The organism is Serratia sp. CY55921, from assembly GCF_052167655.1.
Classification (GTDB): Bacteria; Pseudomonadota; Gammaproteobacteria; order Enterobacterales; family Enterobacteriaceae; genus Serratia; species Serratia ureilytica.
In genome coordinates this window covers 1,657,183-1,680,608 of record NZ_JBJNMU010000001.1, presented here as the reverse complement: position 1 = coordinate 1,680,608, position 23,426 = coordinate 1,657,183, and the positions used below count along the sequence as shown (strand labels likewise).

General features: G+C 58.1%; 24 protein-coding genes. 16 read left to right on the top strand and 8 right to left on the bottom strand.

Annotation, left to right across the window (positions count from 1 at the left end):
* The first annotated feature begins 15 nt into the window (after positions 1 to 15).
* The 3 genes from ACJ8M3_RS08015 (at position 16) to ACJ8M3_RS08005 (ending at position 2,944) form a co-directional block, all read left to right on the top strand.
* Entirely contained in the window at positions 16 to 1,056 is a 1,041-nt protein-coding gene (locus ACJ8M3_RS08015; RefSeq protein WP_033652114.1) for an ABC transporter permease, read from the top strand.
* A 65-nt stretch (positions 1,057 to 1,121) separates the two neighbouring features.
* The gene (locus tag ACJ8M3_RS08010; protein ID WP_033642732.1) at positions 1,122 to 2,042 is read left to right on the top strand and encodes a sugar ABC transporter substrate-binding protein; all 921 of its coding nucleotides are present in this window, start codon (positions 1,122 to 1,124) and stop codon (positions 2,040 to 2,042) included.
* A gap of 137 nt (positions 2,043 to 2,179) precedes the next feature.
* Positions 2,180 to 2,944: an SDR family oxidoreductase gene (locus tag ACJ8M3_RS08005; protein WP_089196937.1), complete on the top strand. Its 765-nt coding sequence runs from the start codon at positions 2,180 to 2,182 to the stop codon at positions 2,942 to 2,944.
* Between the two features lie 46 nt (positions 2,945 to 2,990).
* Here ACJ8M3_RS08005 and metQ read toward each other — a convergent pair whose 3' ends face one another.
* Positions 2,991 to 3,806, bottom strand: a complete 816-nt coding sequence (gene metQ, locus ACJ8M3_RS08000) for a methionine ABC transporter substrate-binding lipoprotein MetQ (RefSeq protein WP_015377546.1) — start codon at positions 3,804 to 3,806, stop codon at positions 2,991 to 2,993.
* Positions 3,807 to 4,042: 236 nt separating this feature from the next.
* Between metQ and ACJ8M3_RS07995 the strand changes: the two genes are divergently transcribed.
* From ACJ8M3_RS07995 to ACJ8M3_RS07975, 5 genes are all read left to right on the top strand, one after another.
* On the top strand, positions 4,043 to 4,561 hold the full coding sequence (locus tag ACJ8M3_RS07995; RefSeq protein WP_033642734.1) for a hypothetical protein: 519 nt from the start codon (positions 4,043 to 4,045) through the stop codon (positions 4,559 to 4,561).
* A 147-nt stretch (positions 4,562 to 4,708) separates the two neighbouring features.
* Positions 4,709 to 5,134 carry a universal stress protein gene (locus ACJ8M3_RS07990; RefSeq protein WP_033642735.1) on the top strand — a complete coding sequence of 142 codons (426 nt, stop codon included), beginning with the start codon at positions 4,709 to 4,711 and terminating at the stop codon, positions 5,132 to 5,134.
* Positions 5,135 to 5,244: 110 nt separating this feature from the next.
* A complete protein-coding gene (locus ACJ8M3_RS07985; RefSeq protein WP_089196938.1) occupies positions 5,245 to 5,559 on the top strand; it encodes an ArsR/SmtB family transcription factor in 315 nt (104 codons plus the stop codon).
* Positions 5,556 to 5,885: an SRPBCC family protein gene (locus tag ACJ8M3_RS07980; RefSeq protein WP_089196939.1), complete on the top strand. Its 330-nt coding sequence runs from the start codon at positions 5,556 to 5,558 to the stop codon at positions 5,883 to 5,885. Before ACJ8M3_RS07985 ends, ACJ8M3_RS07980 begins: the two co-directional genes overlap by 4 nt.
* 45 nt (positions 5,886 to 5,930) lie before the next feature.
* Entirely contained in the window at positions 5,931 to 6,524 is a 594-nt protein-coding gene (locus ACJ8M3_RS07975; protein WP_033642740.1) for an ATP-dependent Clp protease proteolytic subunit, read from the top strand.
* Positions 6,525 to 6,567: 43 nt separating this feature from the next.
* Here the strand turns inward: ACJ8M3_RS07975 and ACJ8M3_RS07970 are convergent, their stop codons facing one another.
* On the bottom strand, positions 6,568 to 6,984 hold the full coding sequence (locus tag ACJ8M3_RS07970; RefSeq protein ID WP_046686881.1) for a hypothetical protein: 417 nt from the start codon (positions 6,982 to 6,984) through the stop codon (positions 6,568 to 6,570).
* Positions 6,985 to 7,605: 621 nt separating this feature from the next.
* Here ACJ8M3_RS07970 and ACJ8M3_RS07965 point away from each other — a divergent pair.
* From ACJ8M3_RS07965 to hutU, 8 genes are all read left to right on the top strand, one after another.
* A complete protein-coding gene (locus ACJ8M3_RS07965; protein ID WP_442514643.1) occupies positions 7,606 to 7,788 on the top strand; it encodes a hypothetical protein in 183 nt (60 codons plus the stop codon).
* 6 nt (positions 7,789 to 7,794) lie between these two features.
* The gene (locus ACJ8M3_RS07960) at positions 7,795 to 8,682 is read left to right on the top strand and encodes an LLM class flavin-dependent oxidoreductase (protein WP_442514642.1); all 888 of its coding nucleotides are present in this window, start codon (positions 7,795 to 7,797) and stop codon (positions 8,680 to 8,682) included.
* Between the two features lie 45 nt (positions 8,683 to 8,727).
* Positions 8,728 to 9,342: a cysteine hydrolase family protein gene (locus ACJ8M3_RS07955; RefSeq protein WP_089196940.1), complete on the top strand. Its 615-nt coding sequence runs from the start codon at positions 8,728 to 8,730 to the stop codon at positions 9,340 to 9,342.
* A complete protein-coding gene (trpD, locus tag ACJ8M3_RS07950; RefSeq protein ID WP_089196941.1) occupies positions 9,339 to 10,427 on the top strand; it encodes an anthranilate phosphoribosyltransferase in 1,089 nt (362 codons plus the stop codon). Before ACJ8M3_RS07955 ends, trpD begins: the two co-directional genes overlap by 4 nt.
* Positions 10,387 to 11,607, top strand: coding sequence for a hypothetical protein (locus tag ACJ8M3_RS07945; RefSeq protein WP_089196942.1), 1,221 nt, complete (start codon positions 10,387 to 10,389; stop codon positions 11,605 to 11,607). Before trpD ends, ACJ8M3_RS07945 begins: the two co-directional genes overlap by 41 nt.
* A 17-nt stretch (positions 11,608 to 11,624) precedes the next feature.
* Positions 11,625 to 12,857: an MFS transporter gene (locus ACJ8M3_RS07940; RefSeq protein WP_442514641.1), complete on the top strand. Its 1,233-nt coding sequence runs from the start codon at positions 11,625 to 11,627 to the stop codon at positions 12,855 to 12,857.
* A 12-nt stretch (positions 12,858 to 12,869) separates the two neighbouring features.
* Positions 12,870 to 14,282: a UbiD family decarboxylase gene (locus ACJ8M3_RS07935; protein WP_052752687.1), complete on the top strand. Its 1,413-nt coding sequence runs from the start codon at positions 12,870 to 12,872 to the stop codon at positions 14,280 to 14,282.
* Positions 14,283 to 14,361: 79 nt separating this feature from the next.
* Positions 14,362 to 16,056 carry a urocanate hydratase gene (gene hutU / locus ACJ8M3_RS07930; RefSeq protein WP_442514640.1) on the top strand — a complete coding sequence of 565 codons (1,695 nt, stop codon included), beginning with the start codon at positions 14,362 to 14,364 and terminating at the stop codon, positions 16,054 to 16,056.
* Positions 16,057 to 16,196: 140 nt separating this feature from the next.
* Here the strand turns inward: hutU and ACJ8M3_RS07925 are convergent, their stop codons facing one another.
* The 6 genes from ACJ8M3_RS07925 to ACJ8M3_RS07900 form a co-directional block, all read right to left on the bottom strand.
* Positions 16,197 to 17,069, bottom strand: coding sequence for a hypothetical protein (locus tag ACJ8M3_RS07925; protein WP_089196944.1), 873 nt, complete (start codon positions 17,067 to 17,069; stop codon positions 16,197 to 16,199).
* Between the two features lie 44 nt (positions 17,070 to 17,113).
* On the bottom strand, positions 17,114 to 17,863 hold the full coding sequence (locus tag ACJ8M3_RS07920; RefSeq protein ID WP_199560479.1) for a fimbrial biogenesis chaperone: 750 nt from the start codon (positions 17,861 to 17,863) through the stop codon (positions 17,114 to 17,116).
* Positions 17,863 to 19,203, bottom strand: a complete 1,341-nt coding sequence (locus tag ACJ8M3_RS07915; protein ID WP_089196946.1) for a fimbrial protein — start codon at positions 19,201 to 19,203, stop codon at positions 17,863 to 17,865. Before ACJ8M3_RS07915 ends, ACJ8M3_RS07920 begins: the two co-directional genes overlap by 1 nt.
* 27 nt (positions 19,204 to 19,230) lie before the next feature.
* The gene (locus tag ACJ8M3_RS07910) at positions 19,231 to 21,762 is read right to left on the bottom strand and encodes a fimbria/pilus outer membrane usher protein (RefSeq protein ID WP_089196947.1); all 2,532 of its coding nucleotides are present in this window, start codon (positions 21,760 to 21,762) and stop codon (positions 19,231 to 19,233) included.
* A 20-nt stretch (positions 21,763 to 21,782) separates the two neighbouring features.
* On the bottom strand, positions 21,783 to 22,505 hold the full coding sequence (locus ACJ8M3_RS07905; protein WP_033642746.1) for a fimbrial biogenesis chaperone: 723 nt from the start codon (positions 22,503 to 22,505) through the stop codon (positions 21,783 to 21,785).
* Between the two features lie 89 nt (positions 22,506 to 22,594).
* Positions 22,595 to 23,128, bottom strand: coding sequence for a fimbrial protein (locus ACJ8M3_RS07900; protein ID WP_046686889.1), 534 nt, complete (start codon positions 23,126 to 23,128; stop codon positions 22,595 to 22,597).
* Positions 23,129 to 23,426: the final 298 nt, after the last annotated feature.

The window sequence follows — 23,426 nt, the reverse complement described above, 5'->3', positions numbered from 1 at the left end:
CGAAGGGTGAACATCATGAGTAACGTAAAGATTGAGAAGCCGCTCTCCGCCGATTCAACGGGCAAGGGATCGCTGTTCTCCGGGCTGAGCGGCAAAATGCCGAAAGACACCGGTATTTTCATCGTGATGCTCGGCATTGCGCTGATCTTCGAAATCCTTGGCTGGTACATGCGCGATCAGTCGTTCCTGCTTAACCCGAACCGCCTGCTGCTGATCGTGCTGCAGGTGGCGATCATCGGCATCATCGCGGTGGGCGTCACCCAGGTCATCATCACCACCGGCATCGATCTCTCATCCGGTTCGCTGATTGCGTTGACCGCGGTGGTGGCGGCCAGCCTGGCGCAGACCTCGGACAGCATTTCGCCGATGTATCCGGGGCTGCTCGATCTGCCGGCGGCGATCCCGATCGGCGCGGGGATCGGGGTGGGCATCGTCTGCGGCTTTATCAACGGCTTCCTGATCACCCGCACCGGCATTCCGCCGTTCATCGCCACGCTGGGGATGATGGTATCGGCGCGCGGTCTGGCGCAGTACTACACCAAGGGTAACCCGGTCAGCTTCCTGTCGGATGGCTTCACGGCGATCGGCCAGGGGGCGATGCCGGTGATCATCTTCCTGGTGATCGCGGTGATCTTCCACATCGCGCTGAAGCACACCCGTTATGGCAAATACATCTACGCCATCGGCGGCAACATGACCTCGGCGCGGGTTTCCGGCATCAACGTCAATAAGTACCTGGTGACGGTTTACACCATCGCCGGCGGGTTGGCGGGACTGGCGGGCGTGGTGCTGGCGGCGCGCGTCAGCAGCGGCCAGTCGAGCATGGGCATGTCCTATGAGCTGGACGCCATCGCCGCGGCGGTGATCGGCGGCAGCAGCCTGATGGGCGGCGTCGGGCGCATTACCGGCACGTTGATAGGCGCGGTGATCCTCGGCCTTATCAAAAGCGGCTTCACCTTTATCGGCGTCGATTCTTACATTCAGGACATCATCAAAGGCGTGATTATCGTCGCCGCCGTGTCGATCGACATGCGTCGCAACCGCAAGAAACACTGATTGCCGTGAATTGCCGCCGGCGCCAAGGTTGGCCGGCGGCGTTTTTTTACCCGGGGGGACACATCATGAACTTTCTGAAAGGGCTGTGGCTGGCGGCGGCGCTGTGCGCTTCCGCGCCGGCATGGGCGCAAACCATCGGCGTATCGATGGCCTATTTCGACCAGAACTTCCTCACCATTATCCGCCAGGCGATCGACAAGGAGGCCAAAGCGCGCGGCATTACCGTGCAGTTTGAGGACGCGCGCGGCGACGTCGGCCGCCAGACCGATCAGGTGCAGAGCTTTATCAGCGCCGGGGTGGACGCGATTATCGTCGATCCGGTCAACTCGGCCAGCACGCCGGTGATGACCAAAATGGTGCAGGCCGCCGGCGTGCCGCTGGTGTACGTGAACCGCACGCCGGGCGACGCCAGGCTGCCGCAGGGAGTGGTGTTCGTCGGCTCCGACGAGCGGGAGTCCGGCACGTTGCAGATGGAAGAACTGGCGCGGCTGGCCAACTATCAGGGCAATGTGGCGGTGATGATCGGCAACCTGACCGACGCCGGCGCGCTGCAGCGCACCAAAGACGTGGAGCAGGTGGTGGCCAAATACCCGAAGATGAAGGTGGTGCAGAAACAGAGCGCCAACTATTCACGCAGTGAAGGTATGGACCTGATGATGAACTGGCTGACCAACGGCGAAACGATCGACATCGTCGCCGCCAACAATGACGAGATGGCGATCGGCGCGATCATGGCGCTGCAGCAGGCCGGCAAAGCGGACAAGAACGTGCTGATCGGCGGCATCGACGCCACGCCCGACGGCCTCAAGGCGCTGGCCTCCGGCAAGATGCAGGTCACGGTGTTCCAGGATGCGGTCGGCCAGGGCAAGGCGTCGGTCGATGTGGCGCAGCGCATGATCAACGGCGAAAAGCTTGAGCCGTATTACTGGATCCCGTTCGAGTTGGTGACGCCGGCCAATCAGGAGAAATACGCGGCCAAACCGTGAGTTCGCCGTCGGATCCGCGTTGCCGGGGCGCTGCTTGCAGCGCCTTTTTCATGGCGCCAATTGCATGTCCGCTTGCGGCCAGCGCTGCGCCGGATGTTGCGTCACACTGAGGCTCTTTTACGGTGTGAGGATAAGAGATGAACGCATTGAACGGTAAGGTGGCGGTGATTGGCGGCGCCAGTTCGGGGATCGGGCGGGCGGCGGCGCTGTTGTTCGCCCGGCAGGGGGCGACGCTGGTGCTGGGCGCCCGGCGCGAGCGGCTGCTGGCTGAACTGGTGGAGGACATTCGGCGCGAGGGCGGCCGGGCGTTGGCGGTAGCCGGTGACGTGCGCGACGAAGCCTTCGCCGAACGGTTGACGGCGACGGCCGTCGATGAATTCGGCGGGCTGGATATCGCCTTCAACAACGCCGGCACGTTGGGGCCGCTGGGGCCGTCGCTGGCGCTCAGCGCGTCAGAATGGCGCGACGTGCTGGAAACCAATCTGTCCAGCGCTTACTACAGCGCCAAATATCAAATCCCCGCCATGCAGGCGCGCGGCGCGGGCTCGGTGATCTTCACCTCTACGTTCGTCGGCCACACCGCGGCGTTTCCCGGTACGGCGGCCTATGCGGCCAGCAAATCGGGGCTGATCGGCCTGACGCAGGCGCTGGCGGTGGAGTTTGGCGGACACGGTATTCGGGTGAACGCGCTGCTGCCGGGGGGCACCGACACGGCGATGGGGCGGCAGATGAGCAATACCCCGGAAGCATTGGCGCAGGTGGCTCAGCTGCACGCGCTGAAGCGGTTGGCGATGCCGGAGGAGATCGCGCAGGCGGCGCTGTATTTGGCGTCTGACGCTTCCTCGTTCGTCACCGGCACCGCAATGCTGGTGGACGGCGGCGTTTCCATCCAGCGCGGCTGAGGCTGTCATCGCCCGTGGCCAGGCGCCACGGGCCCTACGCGCGGCGTTACCAGCCTTTGACGGCGTCGCCCTTGTAGATTTCGGCGGCGCTGGCCGCCACTTCATCGGTCTGGTAGGCCTTGACCAGATCCTTCACTTTCTCGCTGTCTTTGTTGTCGATGCGGCTGGCGAAGATGTTGACGTAAGGCGAGTTTTTGTCCTCGACAAACAGCCCGTCCTTCGCCGGCGACAGACCGATCTGGCTGGAATAGTTGGTGTTGATGATCGCCAGCGTCACCTGCTGGTCGTCCAGCGCGCGCGGCAGCTGCGGCGCTTCAATCTCGACGATTTTCAGCTTTTTCGGGTTGCTGACGATGTCCAGCGCGGTCGGCAGCAGGCCGACGCCGTCTTTCAGCGTAATCAGCCCCTGTTTTTGCAACAGCAGCAGCGAGCGGCCCAGGTTGGTCGGATCGTTCGGCACTGCCACCTGCGCGCCGTCCGGCAGTTGGCTGAGCGCGGTGATTTTCTTCGAATAGCCGGCGATCGGGTAGACGAAGGTGTTGCCTACTGCCGCCAGTTTGTAGCCGCGCTCCTGCATCTGTTTGTCCAGATACGGCTTGTGTTGGAAGGCGTTGACGTCCAGATCGCCGTTGTTCAGCGCTTCGTTCGGCAGCACGTAATCGTTGAAGGTCACCACCTCCACGTCCAGATCGTATTTCTGCTTGGCCACTTTCTGCACCACCGCCCACAGCGACTGATCGATGCCGGCGCTGATGCCGACCTTGATGTGGTGATCGTCCTGTGCGGTCGGGCCGCAGGCGGTCAGCAACAGCGTGCCGGCGGCGGCCAGCGCCAGCGTGAGGTTTTTCAGCGTAAATGTCATTTTCCCAGGGTCCTTGTCAACATTGCCTGCTAATTTAGGCGGGCAGAATAGTGGCAGTGACTGTAGGTAATCGCTGAGCTAAAACAAAATACTGATTCACTATGACTAATAGCGATTGGCTATGAGTAGCCGCCGCCCGGCGCGATGCGGATTGCTTTGACGGCGAATCGGCGGGCTTATTATGATAGCCGCTGGCCCGCGAGGGCAGACTGGGTACTGAAACGAAGGAAAAGACAATGCGATTGAACACTTGGAGCAAGGCGCTGCTGCCGCTGGTGGTGTTGGCCTGCGTCTCGGCGACTCAGGTTCGGGCGGCGGAGAGCGATACCGGGCCGATCCCTAAACAGCTGCTGGGCAACTGGCGCGTCAGCAAAATCGTGCCGACCCAAACCACCGGTTGCTGGGATCAGCAGCAGGCGCAGAGCCTGATCGGCGGCAAGATCAGCTATAAAGCGGATGCGTTCAGCTGGAACGGCACGGCGCTGAAAAGCGAGGGGGCTACCGTCAGCACCGTAGAGGCGCAGGAGTTTGTCGAGGACAACGCCGGCAGCAGTTCCTACATCGATTTCCCGATGCTGGGCATCAGCACGCCGTCGGTCGAGCGCGTGGCCATTCAGCATGCCGATATCGCTATCAAAGGCATCACCGATCAAGGCACCGAAGGGGTGCCCGGCGACAACGTGCTGGTGAAAGACGCCAACACGCTGATCCTGTCGTTGTGCAACGTCTGGTTTGAGGCGCAGCGCGAGAAGTAATTTCTGCCTTCAGCCCCGGCAACGGGGCTTTCCCACCGCATCACCTCCCGCCACGAGTGCCATTTCTGAACTAAAATTAACCATAACGATATGACCCCGGCGTGATATCGGAGCCTCGGCTCTACCGAGTCCATGACAGGAGGCGCTATGTGTTACCACCATATTGTCATCGCCACCGATCTGAGCGATGACGGCAAACGGCTGGTCGAAAAGGGGGCGCTGCTGGCGGAAGCGCTGAAGGCCAAACTCTCGCTGATCTATGTGGACGTTCATTACGACACCTACCACGCGGCGATCGGCTTTTCTGAGCGCAGCGACGACGGCGTGCCGTTCGAAGAGAAGATCCGCAAAGAGCTGGAACCCACCACGCAAAACGTCAATTACCCGATCGCGGAAGTGATTATCGGGCGCGGCGGCTTCGTTGACGAACTGCGCACGGCGATCGTGGATAAAGACATCGATCTGCTGGTGTTCGGCCATCACCACGATCTGTGGAGCAATCTGTTTTCTTCCACCCGCAACGCCATCAACCAGTTGAATATCGACGTGCTGGTGATCCCGATCCGTTCATAAGCGCGATCATGCCTCGTCCATTCACTCCGCGCTTCGGCGCGGAGTTTCTTTTGCAGCAAAAAATGCCTTGCTCGGTTGCATAATACATAAGTGAATACTAATGTGTTTGTATGAACGAAAATGACATCTTCAAGGCGTTGGCCGATCCGACCCGCCGCTGCATCTTCGACAAACTCGCCGCCGGCAGCATGAACGCCAGCGCGCTGCGCGAAGGGCTGACCATCAGCCAGTCGGCGATGTCGCAACACCTGGCGGTGCTGCGCAATGCCGGGCTGGTGCGTGAGGCGAAGCAGGGGCGCTGCGTCAATTATCAGGTCGACCCGGACGGGCTGGCGCAGATCGCCCAATGGCTGGCGAAGTACCGCGCCTGGTGGCCGGCGCGCATCGATGCACTGCAAACCTTGCTGAAGGACATGGACCAATGAACAAACGGGCTGAGCCGCCGCCGCACGATCGGCTGGTGTTGGAATATTCGCTCGATGCGCCGCCGGAAAAAGTGTGGCAGGCGCTCAGTATTCCTGCGCTGCGCGAGCAGTGGCTGCCAACGGGCGACCTGGCGCAGGCCGAGCCGTTGGCCACCACGCCGGGCGAAGCGGTGAGCTATCGCCTGCGCGACGACCAACCGCCGTTTCTCGAAAGCGTCGTCACCCTGCAGATCGTGCCGGACGCCGGCGGCGGCAGCCTGCTGCGGATTATCCACCAGCTCGACGCCGCCAACTATGGCCCGACGACGGTAATGCGCGCCGCCTGACGCGTTAAACACCTTTCTCTTTGTTGCCAACCCAGGAGTTCACCGATGCGTGAGAAGATGATGCTCGTCCCGATGGTGGTGGAGCAGACCAGCCGGGGAGAACGTTCCTTTGACATTTACTCGCGCCTGCTGCGCGATCGGATCGTGTTCCTCAACGGCGAAGTCAACGATGACGTGGCCGAAATGCTGTGCGCCCAGCTGCTGTTTCTGGAAGCGGAAAACCCGGAAAAACCGGTCCACCTGTACATCAACTCGCCGGGCGGGGCGATCACCAGCGGGCTGGCGATTTACGACACCATGCAGTATATCCGTGCCCCGGTGCATACGCTGTGCATGGGCACCGCGCGCTCGATGGGGTCGTTCCTGCTGATGGCCGGTGAGCCGGGGCACCGCATGGCGCTGCCCAACGCCAGTCTGCATGTGCACCAACCGCTGGGCGGCTTTCAGGGGCAGGCGTCCGACATTCTGATCCAGGCAGAGGAAATGAAACGCACCAAAGACCGGGTGATCCGGCTGTATGCCCAACATTGCGGCCTGAACGAAGAGGAAGTGGAGCGGGTGTTGGATCGCGATCGCTTTATGACCGCCGACGAAGCGGCGGCCTGGGGATTGATCGATCGGGTATTGCGGGCGCGGTGAGTGTCGGCTCCGATAGCGGAATGAAGGGGGCAATATCACTCGATTATTGGTAGGTGAGCGCCGTTGAGGTGATCCAGCCTCGCTGACCGGCACATTCGCCGGTAATGATGGAGATTTCTTTCCATTCCGCATTGCCGATGTCCATTGCAGCGCTTTTACCTGTCAATGCGACCTGTGTGCCGGCGATGAGCTGGCAAATATGTTTGGTGGGTTCCAACAAGTTACCCATATTGGGTTGAGCAATTAAAGGCATCGGCCGCTTCAGCACTAGCTGAGGCGCCTTTTCACCCGGTGTGTTAGTGATGGTGATATTTCCGCTATTACTACCAATCGTCGTATTCGCGCTGCCATTAACGAACTGACTGCGTGTTTCCGTTGAAGATGAAAAGGCAGAATAACCAGCGAAGAGGGTGCCGATAATGGTGGCTATGCCCGCGAGGATGGTGAGTTTATTTTGCAAGATATTTCTCCAGAGATATTTATTATATTGATGTTTGGTAAATATACCTTTCTCAATAAAATGGGTAAAGCGTAAATGAAACTATAATCCATCATATTTAAAAATGCATTTATGTTTAATTATTCACTTGGAATATAACTACAAATGCGTGTCATTCTAATTATTGTATTTGGTTGTTTCCTTATGTTAATAAACCAAGTTGGGAGAAATGTTTCATCTTTCTCACAATCATTCACGCGGGGATGTTTGTTTTTTCTTTATTTAACAGTAAAGTTAGCCATTTTTTGTCTCACTTTTGCACACTTCACGTTGCCTCTTTTTTTGAACCAGTAATGTCTTTTTTTCTTCATGGCTAATTGTTATGAATTTGTTATTGATCACAAATTAAGCAATTTCGTGTTGCCATTGCCTTGTCTATACAACTATATACTTAAGGGGAAAGTAATGTTCAATAATCATCTTAACTTTTCGTGGTTAACTTTTTCAGGTGTTTGATTTTACGACTTAATAATGTCTAAGCATTAATTCATTTTTAATTTGAATGAAATTGATGGGTTGAATGTCAATTTGCCGTATATCACGTGCTAATCGGGATTTTACGCTTCAAGGAGATAATCGAACATGAAACTTGGCGCATTTTTAATGCCGGCACATCCGCGTTATCGCTCGTTGCACGATGGGCATTACCACGATCTTGATACCTTGAGGTTTTTGGACAAAATCGGTTTTGATGAGGCTTGGATTGGCGAGCATTATACGATGCCGGCTGAACCGTGCCCTTCTCCAGATTTGCTCATCGCTTAAGCCATTTTGCAGACTGAGCGCATAAAATTGGCGCCGGGCGCCTTTATGCTGCCGTTTCATCATCCAGCCGAGTTGGCTCATCGCATTTGTTGGCTGGATCATATATCGAAGGGGCGATTAATGGTGGGAATTGGCGCCAGCGGTACCACGTTGGATCTCGACATGTTCGACATAGATCATAAGTCGGGTGTGCATCGGGAGATGACGGCAGAATCGATAGCGATCATGATGCGATTTTGGAATAGCGATGGGCCATTCGAATTTAAAGGTAAGTATTGGACAGCGCGTCGGCCGGCGGATCAGTGGGATAAAACCTCCGGTTATCACCTCAAGCCCTATCAATCACCCCATCCGCCAGTAGGCGTGACCGGCCTTTCACCTTCATCCTCGACGTTAAAGATTGCCGGTCGTAATGGCTGGATCCCTATCAGCTTTTGTTTTACGCCGCAGTATCTCCATACCCATTGGCAAGTTGTTGAAGAGGGCGCCGCATTGAATGGAAGGGTTCCTCCGGCCAGGGATACATGGCGTGTCAGTCGTCCTATTCTGATCGCCGACACAGATGCGCAAGCATGGCGGCTTGCTGTCGAAGGCGAAATGGGACGTTACTTTCGTGAGGATTACTTGCCGATGATCGCCGGCAACAAGGCGCTTGGTTTGTTCAAACATCACCCGGATGTACCCGACAGTGAAGTCACCGTCGAGTATTGCGCCAAGCATTGCTGGCTCCTTGGATCGCCGGAGACGGTACGTGAACGCATAGAAGAAATGCAATCGCTGTCTGGCGGATTCGGTGTGTTGCATGTCATGGGGTTCGATCATTTGGATGAATTGAAACCCGTACGTGAAAGCCATCGCGCATTGCAAGAGCTCGTCACGACGTATTTCGCCTGACCCAGACCGAATATCGGCACCGTGCGGTCATTCATGGAGAGAAAGATGCAACGTCAAAAAGCAACTCAGCCCCCCAATCGGACACGTCGATTTGCCGTTTTGGTGATCGACATGCAATACGACTTTCTGGATGAAGATGGTCCTGTTCCTTGCGAAGGAGGGCGGGAGATTATCGCGTCGCTTCAAGTTTTGTTGAGCTTTGCGCGCGGTGCGGGCATCCCGGTGATCTATACCCAGGAAAGTCACCGCGTCAACCGTGTGGACTTCGGCCGGGAGCTTGACTACGGCGAGACACTTCATTGCCTCGAAGGGAGTCGTGGCGTTGAGATCATCGCAGACTTATCTCCACAGGTTGGCGATCAGGTATTAATCAAACGCCGTTACAGTGCGTTCTTCGCCACCGACCTGGATCTTCTGCTGCGTGGGATGGGAGTAGATACCGTCGTTCTGACCGGTGTTGCCACGGATGTTTGTGTTCGTGCGACTGCTCAGGACGCCATGCAATTAGATTATCGCGTCATAGTGCCGCGCGAGTGCGTCGCGGGGACGCGTCAAGTGCGACATGAGGCGGCGCTTGAGAACATCGGTTATGTATTTGGCCGTATTCAGAGTTTGACTGAGGTTATGAATCTCTTGCGGGCGGGATTGGAGGAGACATGAGCGCAACGCTGTCGATAAAACCGCTGGAAGAGCGATTCAGAAACGTCTTGCAAATCTTGGTTGAAAAACGACTTAGCTTGAGCCGAGAACAGACCCGAGATCTGGTTCAGGCCATGCTGGAACAGCAATTGGATGATATGCAGATCGGCGCGTTGCTCGTCGCCATGGCACAAAAGGGCGAGTCCGCTGACGAGATAGCCGGTGCGGTTGACGCAATAGCGGCACGTTGCCGGCCATTGGCAAGCGGTTTGCCGCTTACGTTGAATATCGGTGGTACCGGAGGAGACCGGAGCGGGACCTTCAATATTTCCACCACGGCAGCCTTGGTTGTGGCCGCGGCCGGTGTGCCAGTGATCAAGCATGGAAATAGTCGCGTAACCAGCGTCAGCGGCAGCAGCGATATGATGTCGGCATTGGGAATTGATGTTTCGCGCAAGGGTGATGAAGCATGGCTGCGGCGGTCGTTGGCAACGAGCAACTTCGCGTTTCTCTCTACTTCGTCTTGGTATGCGTTTCCTGAACGGCTGACTGTCGTACGGCGAGCTTTGGGGGTTCGTAGCCTGTTTAATCTGAGTGGGCCGCTGGTTCATCCCGCTAACGTGACGCACCAACTGATAGGCGTTGCGCATGCTTCGCTTTTGTATCCCATGGCTGAGGCGCTGGTGAGGTTGGGCGGGGTGACGGCTTTTATCGTACATGGTGCAGGAGATTTGGATGAAGTCAGCTGTCTGGGAGAAACCCAGGTCCTGTGTGTAAGTGATGGATGCGTAAGTCGGTTTTCTGTGCAACCGGATGATTTTGAAGTTCCAGCCTGTGAATTACGGGCGCTGCGAGGGGGGGCTGCGGAGCGTAACGCGAAAATCTGCCTGGCAGTGCTTAACGGCGAGCGGGGTGCCCATCGCAACGCGACTATAGTGAGCGCCGCGACGGCGCTGGTGTTGGCCGGCAAGACGCGCTCCTTTGGCGAGGCGGCGAAACTCGTGCGGCAAGTATTGGATAACGGGCGGGCGTATCAGGTTCTTAAACGATTCAAGGAGACGATGAATGAGAACGAGAGTGAAAGTCTGCGGCATCACGCACCTTGAGGATGTTCTGGCGGCATTAAACGCGGGGGCCAATGCATTGGGGTTCATTTTTTCACAAAGTCCACGTCAGGTTTCGCCCGACGAAGCCCGTTCGATCATTGAACGATTGCCGCCTTTTACTCAGGTGGTCGGTGTGTTTGTCAATGAACCCAGGGAATGGGTGAAAAACATTATATGTTATTGCGGCCTGGCAGCGATTCAGCTTCAGGGTGACGAAACGAATGAGTATTGCCAGGCATTTGATGTCCCGGTCATTAAAAGTTTCCATCTCGAAAGCACTTTGGCTCTGGACAGGATAAACGACTATCAGGTTAGTGCATACCTATTGGACACACAGGTCGAGGGGCTGAGCGGCGGTTCTGGAAAGCCATTCGATTGGAGTTTGTTGAAAAACAAAACATTTGCGCGGCCGGTAATTGTTGCGGGTGGACTGCATGCCGGCAATGTCAGCCATCTGATTCAGCATTGTTTCCCCACGGCCATTGATGTCTGTTCTGGCGTCTCTCGGTCCGCGCGCCGTAAGGACCCTGTGCGACTCCAAACCTTTTTTGACGCTGTCGCCTATGCCGATCGCCTTCGCGTGCAGGCGCCGGCTGAGAGTGGGCAAGAGGACATCCTCAAGGCGTCTTTTGATCGGCAGCCTTTGGTGGAGATTCAGGGGCGGCGGTTTTTGTTGAATGCTCTGACGGAACAGATCCCGGCAACCCCGGCTGAACTCTTGCGTGAAGCAGCTAGGCGAGTCTGCGATGCGGCGCAATTTCCGCCGGGAACCAAGCTGGTGGGGGAGGAAGACAAAGGAGGCGGTTTATTGGCTGCCGTTTCGCTGCTTTCAGGCCTGCCATACGGCATTGCCCGCTGGTACCCATCCGGTCTTGAAGGACAGGTTCAGGTTGATTTCGATTGCGAATATACCGGCGGCAGCCTCTTTTTGAACGGCGTGGAGCCCGGCGATAACGTTTATATCGTGGACGATCTCATCAGCACTGGCGGAACATTGGTGGGGTTGGTTTGTGCAGTGCGGAAAGCAGGGGCTGATGTATCAGGCATCTTATGCGTGGTGGAAAAACGCAATTATGGTGGAGCCAGGCGCGTGTTCGAGGCGACGGGGATCTCGGTGCAATCGCTTATTGAAGTGGATGTGAGCGGCGAGCATTCGGTCGTTGTCGGCGTTAATTATTAAATAAAAAGGAGGCTGTGATGGTCAAGGAAAGAAAATTCCGCGGTTGGTACATGGTCGGTGCCGTTCATCTTTTACTGGCGGTTATTTTTGGCGCTGCTTACTCATTCGGGGCATTTTTTACTGCATTACAGACGAACTTTGACGCAGGGCGTTTTTCTACCGCCTCAATCTTCTCGCTGACGGCGTTAATTTACTATGCCGTTGGGGTATTTTCCGGTGCCTGGAGCGATCGTACTTCGGTAAGGACGGTAACCGGCATTGGTATTTTACTGCTTTCGCTGGGATTCTTCGGCAGTAGCCTGCTGGCGTCGTCACTGACGGCGTTTTTGCTCACGTTTTGCCTGTTGGTAGGGGTTGGCGTCGGATTGGTTTACGTGCCGGCTGTTTCAACCATTCAACGCTGGTTCGTCGTTCATCGCAGCTCGGCTTCCGGCCTGGCGCTGGCTGGCACCGGCTTGGGAACGCTGGTGGGGCCGATGGTGGCCGGTGGGCTGATGCGACATTTGTCCTGGCAAAGCACTCTGCAAGTGTATGCCGTCGCTATCGCCGTGTTGGGGTTGGCTGCCGCCTTCATTTTACGAGGCAGGCCAGAGGACGTGGGAGAATATCCCGATGGGCTTCGTCCCGTAGAGGTGGCATCAATACCGGGTTCCGCGTTTAACGGTAGCGTTACGTTGCGAGAAGCGGCGAGACAGGCTCAGTTTTGGTGGTTTTTTATCGCGATATTTTTCGGCTCTATCGGACTGTTCCTGGCGTTGGTTCATATTAATCCTTATGCACAACAACAGGGGCTAAATGCAACGCAGGCCAATCTGCTCATCGGTTTGATCGGCGTGGGCAATATCGGCGGCCGTCTGGTTTTGGGGCGGATAGGCGACCGTATGGGCGCGCGGCATTTTTTGGTTATCGTCACGTTGAGTTTGGCCCTGTTATGCGGTTTTTGGAGTGTCGCGCACAGCTTTACCGCGCTGGCGATTTTCGCGCTGCTGTTCGGCGCGGCCAACGGCGGCTGTATTGCGCTGTACCCGGCAGTGGCCAGTACATGGTTCGGCACCGCCAATCTGGGCGCCATTCTGGGGGCATTGTATATCGCCGTGGGGATCGCCGCCGTTGGCGGGGGCAGCGCCGCCGGTTGGCTGTATGACCTGTATCAGAGTTACACGTTGTCTATTGCGTTGGCCGGCATGGCGGCGCTGTTGTCTGCGTTGGGGATCGTCTTGGCTTCTCGCTGTACTTCCCGGATGGGATGAGGGAGGAGTCAAATGCTATTGCCTAATGACTTGCGCTCTGCCTTGGCGTTGTTGCGGCAAGCAGGGGATGAGATTACCCCGGTGGAGAGATCGATTTCTCCCGAGGTGGAGATGATTGAAGATTTTCTCGATGCCTATCGCCAGCCTGGCGGTTCTTGGTTTGCCGATGAGCAACCGTTACGGCTTTATCGACGACCAACGCGGGGCGAGTTTCCCGTTTTGATGGGGATGTTTGGTAATCGCCGTCGTTGCAGGCTGTTTTTGGATCCCTTCGGACGTTACTCCGCAGACATATCAAATGCTCAGTTGTTGTTGCAGGCGGCGAGTAGGCCGATAGCGCCCAGATTACTGGGCGGGGAGGAACGCAACTTTCACAACGTGCGTAAGCCTGCTGAAATCCTGGCTTTGTTGCCGATTCTACGTTATCTGCAAGATGATCCTGGGCCGACGGTGACGTTGGGGTTGATCTATGCGCACGATAATCGAACCGGAGCCGCGAATTGTTCTTACCACCGAATTACCTTCAAAGAGGATTCGGCGGTGGTGGCGATTGACTCTCGTGGTCACTTACAACACATGCTTTCGACACATCTGGCGCGCGGAGAGCTACTGCCGATTTCCGTCAATATCGGGCTTGATCCGGCCATTTATCTGGCTTCGACATTGACTCGGCCTTGTCTTTCTTACGGTAGCGACGAGTTAGGCGTTGCGGGGGCCCTGCGCGGCAATGCGGTGGAGATTGCGCCATGTCACGCCAATACGGGGCGATATATCGCCCATGCCGAGATCGTTATAGAAGGGATGTTGGGGGCGGAAAAAGAACCGGAGACAGCGGAGGTGGCCGGTTTTTCCTTACCTGAGTATCTCGGTTATCGCTCGCCATGTGGTATGGCCACAACACTGCAGGTTCAGGCGGTAAGCCACCGCGCCGGGGCGATATATCAGACGTTGTCGGGTCCTGGTGTGGAGCAATCCATTCTGCTTGGTTTAGGCCAAGAGTGTTCGCTGCTCGCCCGACTAAAAACAGAGGGGCTTGAGAGGCTGTTTTGTCGCGTCGCGGCTCTGCCTTCCGGCGGCGGTCACTTGCTTACCGTATTGCAAGTCGTTAAACGCGCTTGCAGTGATGACCTGCGCGTTATCGACGCAGCCAAGAGATTGCTCGGTGAGGTGCCGTCACTCAAAAATGTGTTACTGGTGGATGAGGATGTTGACCCTTATTCGGAGCGTGATGTCCTCTGGGCTATGAGTACGCGCGCCCGACTTGAACGCGATATTCATGTCAGCGCTTTGCTGCCCGGCACTTCCCTTGATCCCTCGCAATTGCCGCTCTATGGCGGGAGTGATGCGAATGGGCTCGTCAATAAATGCGTCGTTGATTGTACGGTTCCTTTTAGCTCTCGGCGGCGTTTTCAACGGGCGTTTTAATGTGAGCGGTACGCCTTTCTGTAGCCTGCCTGACCAGGCTGGCGAACCATGATGTCTGTCATGTTGAAGGAGACAAACCATGACGAATACTCTCGATCCTCGTTTCGATTCCACCCGGACTATTTGTGCTCCCAGGGGCAACGAATTGACCTGCAAAAATTGGCTGACCGAGGCGGCCTATCGCATGATTCAAAATAATCTGGATCCCGACGTCGCCGAAAACCCGCAAGGGTTGGTTGTGTATGGCGGTATCGGTCGCGCTGCGCGCAATTGGCAATGTTACGATCAGATTTTGGCCTCACTTAAAGCGCTCAATGAAGACGAAACTCTGTTGGTTCAATCCGGAAAACCGGTTGGTGTATTCCGCACCCATACCGATGCTCCCCGAGTGTTAATCGCCAATTCTAATTTGGTTCCACAGTGGGCCAATTGGGAACACTTCAGCGAGCTTGATCGCAAGGGATTGTTCATGTACGGGCAGATGACTGCCGGTAGTTGGATCTACATCGGCAGTCAGGGCATTGTGCAGGGCACGTTTGAAACATTTGCCGAAGCAGGCCGCCAGCACTATGGCGGGGATCTGACCGGACGCTGGATCCTCACCGCCGGGCTGGGGGGGATGGGCGGGGCGCAGCCGTTAGCGGCGACATTGGCCGGCGCGGTTTCGTTGAATATAGAGTGTCAGCAGAGTAGCCTGGATTTTCGTTTGCGTACGCGCTATCTCGATAAACAGGCAAAAGATCTGGATGAAGCTATCGCCTTGATCAAGGCGCACACGGCGGCCGGACAGGCGGTTTCTATAGGCCTGCTGGGCAATGCCGCAGAGGTGTTGCCTGAACTGGTTAAACGCGCGCATGCAGGCGGTATCCGACCCGATCTGGTTACCGATCAGACGTCTGCGCACGACCTGATCCACGGTTATTTGCCGGTGGGATGGAGCGTGGCGCAGTGGAAAGCAGCGCAACGCGATCCGGGGCAGCATGCCAGGTTGGCTGACGCCGCAGCCGCTAGCTGCGCCATTCATGTGCAGGCAATGCTTGATTTCGTTGACATGGGTGTGCCGGCTGTTGATTACGGTAACAATATTCGCCAGGTCGCACGCGATATGGGCGTGGAAAATGCTTTCGATTTTCCTGGCTTCGTACCGGCTTATATTCGCCCCCTGTTTTGCGAGGGCAAAGGGCCGTTTCGCTGGGTGGCGTTATCTGGCGATCCGGAAGATATCTACAAAACGGACGCCAAGGTTAAAGCGCTGTTTCCTGAAAACCAGCATATCCATCGTTGGCTGGATATGGCGCGTGAGCGCATTGCTTTCCAGGGATTGCCGGCGCGTATCTGTTGGTTGGGGGTGGGCGAGCGTCATCTGGCAGGCCTGGCTTTCAACGAGATGGTGCGTAGAGGGGAGCTTAGCGCACCGGTTGTTATCGGCCGAGATCATCTGGATACTGGCTCTGTCGCCAGCCCCAATCGTGAAACCGAAAGCATGAAGGATGGAACCGATGCCGTTTCCGATTGGCCGTTGCTGAATGCATTGCTCAATACTGCGGGCGGCGCTACCTGGGTGAGTTTGCATCATGGTGGCGGTGTGGGGATGGGATATTCGCAGCATTCGGGAATGGTGATCGTGTGCGATGGCAGTGAGGAGGCTGACCGGCGGCTTGCTCGGGTGTTGGTCAACGACTGCGGTTCCGGCGTGATGCGCCATGCCGATGCTGGCTATGAGCAAGCCGTTGCTGCCGCGAAAAGATTTGGATTGAAACTGCCGATGCTTTGAGAATAAGAGCATATTGAGGCTTTATAGCGGTTCTTATAAGGTAGAACCGCTATTTCTCTATAGGATGATTTTTACACCGTATTGCCTGTCTTGTGAGTATTTCACCTCTGGGCATGTGACGATTTAGTCTTGGCGTCAACTTACGGTTTTGCTGTCTGGCCTTCTTGCCAGTTTTGCCAAACGTGTTCAAGCCCGAATTCGACCATCGCGAAATAGAGACTGAAATAACGCTCCGCCATGATGAAAAACGAACTGTTGAGTTCGATCACCACATTATTGGTGGTGGCCAGCAGGCCGGATTTTTCCGCCGCCTGCAGAATGCGGTTCACGTGAGCGCGAGAGACGGAACACGACTTGGCGATTTTCGCCGAGGAGAGCAGCAGAAAGGGGGAGTCCTGTCGGATGCTTTCGATAAACAGCATCAACAACACCATGTGGCCGGCGTCTTTGCTGATAAACAGCCCGGACTGTTGCACCAGGTCGATCAGGTAGATCTCCTTGAGCATCAGTTGCCCGTAGGCGGCGAAAAAGGTGGGCAGAAAGTCGGGCGCCGCCAGCAGCGCCGCGATGGGCATCTGTGGCGCCAGCGCCTGATAAGGCCGCGCCATTGAGGCGATCAGCGCCTGAGTTTCCGCCAGCGCGTGCGGCGTAGGTTTATAGCGCAACTGGCGTTTGTCATGCTCGCAGGGTTTGACCTCCAGCCGGCGCCCGACCCGTAAAAAGAACAGAAAGGAATCCAGGGAGTTCTCGCTGATCATATTCTTCCCTTTGAAAAAGGCTTTGATGTCTTTCAGCGCGGCGGCGGGCTGGTGGTAATAAATGGACAGGATGGTGGAGCAGATGATGAACCGGCTGTTCCTGAAAATGATTTTGTAAAACAGCGGATGCTTCTTGTAGGTCTCCCTCAATAATTCCCCGTGTTTGACGATGGCGGTGTGAAACGCCGCTGACTGCCTGATGTTGTTGGCCTGTTTCTCCAGATGAAACTGTAGCTGGAATCTGCTTAGACTCATTTTCCCTATTTCCTGTACTTAAAAAAATGTGCTGCTTTTTATCGTTATGGGTTTGCTGTGTATGGCTTGACGATCTGCTGGCCCTGGTCGTTGATGAGGGTGGCCTGAACGGTGGCCCGAGAGGGGAGCGCGGATGCCGAAACGCCGTCGAGGTGATAATCCCGCGAGCTGAATGGCGCGGTCATCATGTCGCTTTCTTGCCGCACCGGGTAATCGCGCCTGTCGGCGTGCACGGCGATGCGCGCGAACGAGAGATAAAACGCCGATCGGTTTTGACAGCGCAGCAGATAACCGTCCGGCGATTTTTGCAGCGTGAATGAGACGGCCTCGGCCGCATTTTCGGCTTTCCCCTTCAGCGCCCTGGGCCGATAGAAGATTTTCATCTGGGTGTTCATCGCCAGCGTCACGCGCGACGCCAGCGGCGGCGTGGCTGGCCGGCTGGGCGGGATCTCATACAGGTTAAGCCAGAACACCGACTCTCTGTCGGCGGGCAGGTTCGCGCCGGCAAACAGGATCCGCAGCCCTTTCAGCGCCGAAGGCTGCAGCGCGAATACGCTGGGCAGGGCGACAAACGGCGCGCGAGACAGTTCGGGGGCGGCGTTGACGTCACCGTTATCGACCCAGGTTTGCGCCACGATCGGGTAGCCGTTGGTGTTGAGCAGCATCAGGGTTTTTTCCGTCTCGCCCTCGTGAAAGATCACCCGCGTGGCGGAGGCGATGATGCCCGCCTGCGCGCCGATGGAGGCCAGCGCCAGCAGCAGGGCGCATCCCATAATCAGGTATTTCTTTCTCATTATTGCACCTTAACCCAGACGTAGGCCCTGGCATCCACCTTGCCGGCGGTGACGGTCTGGCCAGGCAGCCGGGCGAGCGTGGCGGTGAGTTGAGTGGTGTAGTGGGTGAATCCCGCTGCGGTGCTGCCGCCGCCGCTGGCGCCGTTGAGCACCGGGTACCAGCCGGCGTCGCTACCCTGCGGGCATTGCCCGGCGCTGCAGCGCGCCCAGCCGACGAAGTTCATCGGCGCGCCGTTGCCGGCGTTGGCGAGCGCGATGCCCACGCCGGTGGCGACGCTGCTGTCGGTGCCGTAGCCGCTGGAGAGCAGGTAACTTACGCCGCCGTTGGCGCTGACCAACCCGAGCCGCTGCGCCGCGACATAGCTTTCATACGGCACCTGCAGGCCGAGGGCGGTATTGTTGCTGCTGACGCCGGACACGGCGGCGTTGTCGCATTCGATATTGAGGGTGAACTGCGCCTGCGAGGTTTGCCCGGCGGTCAGTTGGCTGACGGAGAGGGTCGGCAGGATCACCAGCGGCGTGACGTTGCGCGCCACGCAGGTGGCGGTATAGGTCAGCGAAGAGATCGGTGCGGTGCCCATGCCCATCGCGTTCCAGCGCCCGGTGCCCCAGGTGGCGTAGTTGGTGGCGGAGTCGCTGCCGATAGGATCCGAGGCGATGCCGGGCCCCTGAAAGGTGACATAGCCGTTCGGCTGCGTGCAGGTATAGTTCGAATTGCCGGTGGTCGACGCCATGCCCACCAGCGGGTTGCCGGCGCTGTAGCCGCAGTAGTTGCTGGCGCCCGCGCCCGGCAGCGAGCTGATGCGGATCAGATCGGCGCGGATGGCGCTGAAGTCTTTCACCCGGATCTGGATTTTGTTGCCGACGGTGGCGTAGCGGGTAATCGGCGCCGACTGCCAGTAACGGGTAAAAACCTTGCCGGAATCCAGATGGGTCAAACGAATGCCGACGTAAGGGAAGTAGGTGGCGTAATAGTTGGGATTGCCGTCCCTGGCGCCCAGATCGTAATAGCCGCCGACGCGATCGTCGCCGTTGGTGGCGAAGACTTCATAAATTTGCCCGACATCGCTGGCATCGCATTCATATAGCACCTTGTTTGGGTCGGGATAGCGGGTGCCAGAGGTCAGATCGAACACGCTGGTGCCCAGCGGCGTGCCGACGGGCTGCAGATAGGTGCTGGTCAGGTTGACCCGACCCAGCGCCGTGCCCACCCCGCAAGGATCGCAGCCGGAGTCGATCCAGGGGGCGACGCGCGTGCATTGCGCCAGCGCCGCGGGCGCGCCGAACAGCGACAGGGCGAACAGCGCCGGGGCGGCGACCAGATAAGAAATGCGTTTCATCGTCTCTCCTGAGATAAGTTAAACGGGTTAGCGGCACGGAGCGCTGAGCCGCTGAATCGGGCTGTCTTCCGCGGCGGGCAGGCGATAGTGCAGCGTGCACTGCTGGCCGGGTGCGTCGCCCCAGTTCAGCGTCAGCGTGCCGGTATTCCGGTCGCTGCGCAGATACACCTGATTGGCCTGGCCAACCATGCCCACGCTGTTGCCCGCGTTGTCCAACACGTTGGCGCCCATCGGGATCGGCGCGTTGTCGGGACGCTGTGCGGTAATCAGCAGCGCCTGGCCGCGCACGGTGTTGAAGCGCAGGCGCACCGTGGCGCCGGCGTACGGGGCGACGCGTTGCTGGCCGTCCTCCAGTTCCGCTTTATCATTCATGCCCTCGGGGTTCAGCGCGACGGTGTTGTAGTGATAGGGCACCAGCGCCGGCGCCAGCGCATAGCCGAAGCGATCGACGCGCGCGCCTTGGCCGCCCATCACCTGCGCGCCGTTGGCGCCGGGCGCCTCTATCAGGGCGAAGGTATCACCGACATACGGCCCTAATGTCACGCCGCCGCGGTGCGCCACCACCGCGCCCTGCAGCGACAGTGAGCCTTGTCGATACTGGCGCGCGGTGGAGAACGAGCCGGTGACGTTGGCGTAAGGCAGGCGGGTTTGCAGGTTGCCGCCCCAGATGCTTTGTTGGCGATCGTCGTCGGTGGTGAAGTTCAGACCGTAGCTGACCGGCTGTTCGTCGCCGACGCTGCCCGACAGCGCAGCCTGATAGTTGCCGCCCTGACCCTGGCTGTGGTTGGCCAGCAGCGAGACGCTGGGGGCGGATGACGAACGCCCGAGCGGGAAGCTGAGCGACAGGGCGGTGACGGTTTGCGTGTTCTGCGCCAGCGGCGCGCTGTAGACGTTATCCAACGGCCCGTAGCCGCGATAGTCGCCGTTGCTGTAGCCCAGACTGCGGGTGCGGGTGACGGAGAGGTTAAGCGCCACGCCGTTGCCGAAGGTTTTCCCCCAGCCCAGCTGGAGCTGATTGTCGCGGCCGCGCTGATCGCGGTAGTCCTGGGTCGAGCCGGACATCGTCAAGCTGCCGAACGCGCCCATGCCCTGATTGACGGCCACCTCGAAACGCGAACGCTGGCGGTAGGAATCGGACTGCCAGCGTTGGCCGGTGACGGCGGCGCGCCGCACGCCGAGCACGTCGCTGAGATCGCGGAAGCCTTCGGTGGAGTAACGGTAGCCGGCGATGGATAAGGTGGTGTCCGTCGGGCTGAAGGTTCGGCTGTAAGAGAGATGCAGCATCCAGCCTGAGGCGCCGCCGTCCGGCAGGCTGGCGTGGGAATAGGTGGTGTCCATGCCGAAGGCGCCCAGTTCGCTGCTGTACACGCCGCCCAGCATCATCGCCTGATAGCCGTCCGCCAGCTGGTTGCCGACGTTGAAGGTCAGGGCGTTGGTCAGGCCGTGTTGCCAGGTCAGTTCGCTGAACAGATCGTTATCGCCGACGTAGCGGGAACGGCCGACGATGGCGGAGTAGCGCGACTGGCCGGGGCGGATGGATTCCGGCACCGCGGCGAACGGCACGGTGAAGGTGCTGACGCTGCCGTCGGCCTCGGTCACCACCACGGTCAGATCGCCGGCGTAGTTGGTGGCGTACAGATCGTTGATGGCGAACGGCCCCGGCGCCACGGTGGTTTCGTACAGCGTGCTTTTACCCTGCAGCACCGTCACGCGCGCGTTGCTTTTCGCCACGCCGCGCACCACCGGCGCATAGCCGCGCTGTGAATCCGGCAGCATGCGATCGTCCGAGCTGAGCTGAATGCCGCGAAAGCCCAGGCCGGAAAAGAAGTGCCCGTCGGTAAAGCCTTCGCCCAGCAGCATTTCGCTGCGCCAGGGCAAGATCGCGCGCTGCACGTAGCGGCGGCTGGTGTCCAGGTGGCCGCCGAACTCCCGATCGTAGCGGTAGCTGGATTGCTGGCGGTAGCGCCAGAGCCCGAGGTTGAACCCGCCGTTCAGGTTGGCGTAGGTCGAGTCGAGGTCGCGGGTTTGCCCCTGTCGGTAGCTGACGTGGTACTGGTTGAGGTTGTAATTGACGAAGACCATCGATTCGCCGCCGTCCAGGCTGGCGGGATTGACGCTGCCGCGCGGCTGGCCGTTCAACAGCGCCTGCGGAATGCTCAGATCCAGGCGCAGCCGCGAGATATCGGCGTTCACCGTGATGTCCTTCAGATCCCGGCCGGGCAGCAGGCATGCCGTTTCGGCCGCCGGCGGATTTTTCAGCCCGAAGCGCGTCAGCTGCGCGCGATCGAAACAGGGCAGTACCTGCTTGCCATCGCGCACGAAACGAATTTGATCGCGCTCGAGAAACTGGTCGTTGAGGTACAGATCGATCTGATAGCTGCCGGGGGCGACGGCGTCCTGTTGGTTGAATTGACTCAGGGCGCTGTTGCTCAGCACGCTGCCGCGCAGCAGCGCGGGATCGAAGGTGTAGCCATCGGCGGCGGCGCAGCCCAGCGGCAGCGCCAGCAGCGCGCAACACCAGCGTGCGGGAAGCGGCGTCGCCTTGCGAGCATCGAACATGAAAACCTCCCTGTCTGGTTTCAGCGCGCGACGTTCAGGGTGCGTGTGATTTCCACCCCATAGTCATTGATGACGCGCAGCGCGATCTGCCGCACCTCACCGTTCACCGGCCAGCTGGCCTGCGAAAACGGCGGGATCAGGTCCGCCTGCGGGATCGCGGTGCGTTTTGCGCCGCTGAGTATCGCGGCCTGGCTGACGTTGGCGTAGTAGCCGGTCGGGTTATCGACGCGCAGCGCGTTGCCGACCTGGCGCAGGCTGAGCTTATCGATGACGTGATTGGCGTCGCCGGCCAGCCCGGCCGGGCGATAGAACACTTTCAGGCGATTGGTGACCACCAGCAGCAGTTTGTTCTTGTCGCTGTCCGTCTGACGCACGGCGGGCACCTGCAGGAAGTTGAGGTAGAACAGCGATTCGCGATCGCGCGGCAGCGGCTGGCCGACGAACGACAGCCGCACCATCTGCCCGCTGTGCGGATTCATGCGGAAGATTTGCGGCGAGGCGACAAAAGGCGCATCGGCGTTTTCCGGCGTGGACTTGGGGTTATTGATATCGAGCCAGATCTGCATCAGCGCCGGGGCGCCGTCGTCATTGGTGAATTGCAGCGTTTTTTCCCGCGCCTCGGCGGGGTAGATCACGCGATTGCCGAGCAGCGTGACGCTGGCCGACGCGTAGCTGGCGGCAAAACTCATCAGGCAAAACGATAGGGCGGCCCAACGGCGGGCGTAACGGGTTATCTGCTGCATAAACGTGAACCGATAAAGGGAGCGAGTCATTCAGCGCCGTCCGCTAAGGAACGGCGCTGTCATCAACAGGTATGGCGCCTGACGCCGGCTTATCTGTAGGTAATGGCGAACTGGGCGGTGGCGATCACCGAACCGGCCGCTACGCCGGTATCTTCCGCGTAGTAGCGAGCCACCAGGTTCTGCGAGGTGGACGTGGCGTCTTTCGCCAGCGTCATCGCCGACGTGGTGACGGTAGAGCCGCTGGCGAATGACAACGGCGTAGTGGCGTCGCTGTCCAGCAGTTGAATGGAAACCTTGGCCGCATCGCCCGCGTTGCCCAGGTTGCCGTTAACTGTCGGGTTGTTGCCCGCCAGCACGGTTTTGATCGCCGTATCGCTGGTTGCCGCCGCACAGCCCGTGACGTTAACGGTAAAGGTGGTGTCGCCGGCGGTGGCGCCTTTGGTGGCGAGCTGGCTGGCGGCGACGGTCGGCAGCAGAACAACCGGGTTGGATTGGTTGCCGTTAATATTCACCGAACAGGTTTGCGTGCTGACTTCGCCTTTAAATTGCACCGTATTGGACGAGGCGGCCGCACAGGCGCCGGAGAGAGTCAGCATGGATAATGCGACTAATTTAACATTCATGTGAAATGCCCTTTAATTTACTTTAGAGAAAAGCTTTCCTGACAGTAATAATTTACTGACGTGCGGTTGTTGATTAATCATGTTGCGCAATTGTTTTTTAAACGCGTCGGCAAACATGGATTTTCATCCTAACAAACTAAGAATTTTCCCTATAGATATTTTGAATAAGGCAATAAGGCGATGGCTCCTGTTGTTACATTTGCTTTCATTTTCGCTTATATCATACAAAATAGAAAATAGATCTATATCATTGCGTTGCATTTTTATTGAATTGTCAGTTTTTGTGAATGAAATAATT

Bases quoted from the DNA above. Each gene is read 5' to 3' on its own strand.
- ACJ8M3_RS07975 (WP_033642740.1), top strand. From the start codon at position 5,931: ATGCGTGAGAAGATGATGCTCGTCCCGATGGTGGTGGAGCAGACCAGC.
- ACJ8M3_RS08015 (WP_033652114.1), top strand. From the start codon at position 16: ATGAGTAACGTAAAGATTGAGAAGCCGCTCTCCGCCGATTCAACGGGC.
- ACJ8M3_RS07995 (WP_033642734.1), top strand. From the start codon at position 4,043: ATGCGATTGAACACTTGGAGCAAGGCGCTGCTGCCGCTGGTGGTGTTG.
- ACJ8M3_RS07900 (WP_046686889.1), bottom strand. From the start codon at position 23,128: ATGAATGTTAAATTAGTCGCATTATCCATGCTGACTCTCTCCGGCGCC.
- trpD (WP_089196941.1), top strand. From the start codon at position 9,339: ATGAGCGCAACGCTGTCGATAAAACCGCTGGAAGAGCGATTCAGAAAC.
- ACJ8M3_RS07985 (WP_089196938.1), top strand. From the start codon at position 5,245: ATGAACGAAAATGACATCTTCAAGGCGTTGGCCGATCCGACCCGCCGC.
- ACJ8M3_RS07980 (WP_089196939.1), top strand. From the start codon at position 5,556: ATGAACAAACGGGCTGAGCCGCCGCCGCACGATCGGCTGGTGTTGGAA.
- ACJ8M3_RS08005 (WP_089196937.1), top strand. From the start codon at position 2,180: ATGAACGCATTGAACGGTAAGGTGGCGGTGATTGGCGGCGCCAGTTCG.
- ACJ8M3_RS08010 (WP_033642732.1), top strand. From the start codon at position 1,122: ATGAACTTTCTGAAAGGGCTGTGGCTGGCGGCGGCGCTGTGCGCTTCC.
- ACJ8M3_RS07965 (WP_442514643.1), top strand. From the start codon at position 7,606: ATGAAACTTGGCGCATTTTTAATGCCGGCACATCCGCGTTATCGCTCG.
- metQ (WP_015377546.1), bottom strand. From the start codon at position 3,806: ATGACATTTACGCTGAAAAACCTCACGCTGGCGCTGGCCGCCGCCGGC.
- hutU (WP_442514640.1), top strand. From the start codon at position 14,362: ATGACGAATACTCTCGATCCTCGTTTCGATTCCACCCGGACTATTTGT.
- ACJ8M3_RS07945 (WP_089196942.1), top strand. From the start codon at position 10,387: ATGAGAACGAGAGTGAAAGTCTGCGGCATCACGCACCTTGAGGATGTT.
- ACJ8M3_RS07915 (WP_089196946.1), bottom strand. From the start codon at position 19,203: ATGAAACGCATTTCTTATCTGGTCGCCGCCCCGGCGCTGTTCGCCCTG.
- ACJ8M3_RS07920 (WP_199560479.1), bottom strand. From the start codon at position 17,863: ATGAGAAAGAAATACCTGATTATGGGATGCGCCCTGCTGCTGGCGCTG.
- ACJ8M3_RS07925 (WP_089196944.1), bottom strand. From the start codon at position 17,069: ATGAGTCTAAGCAGATTCCAGCTACAGTTTCATCTGGAGAAACAGGCC.
- ACJ8M3_RS07910 (WP_089196947.1), bottom strand. From the start codon at position 21,762: ATGTTCGATGCTCGCAAGGCGACGCCGCTTCCCGCACGCTGGTGTTGC.
- ACJ8M3_RS07905 (WP_033642746.1), bottom strand. From the start codon at position 22,505: ATGCAGCAGATAACCCGTTACGCCCGCCGTTGGGCCGCCCTATCGTTT.
- ACJ8M3_RS07935 (WP_052752687.1), top strand. From the start codon at position 12,870: ATGCTATTGCCTAATGACTTGCGCTCTGCCTTGGCGTTGTTGCGGCAA.
- ACJ8M3_RS07990 (WP_033642735.1), top strand. From the start codon at position 4,709: ATGTGTTACCACCATATTGTCATCGCCACCGATCTGAGCGATGACGGC.
- ACJ8M3_RS07940 (WP_442514641.1), top strand. From the start codon at position 11,625: ATGGTCAAGGAAAGAAAATTCCGCGGTTGGTACATGGTCGGTGCCGTT.
- ACJ8M3_RS07955 (WP_089196940.1), top strand. From the start codon at position 8,728: ATGCAACGTCAAAAAGCAACTCAGCCCCCCAATCGGACACGTCGATTT.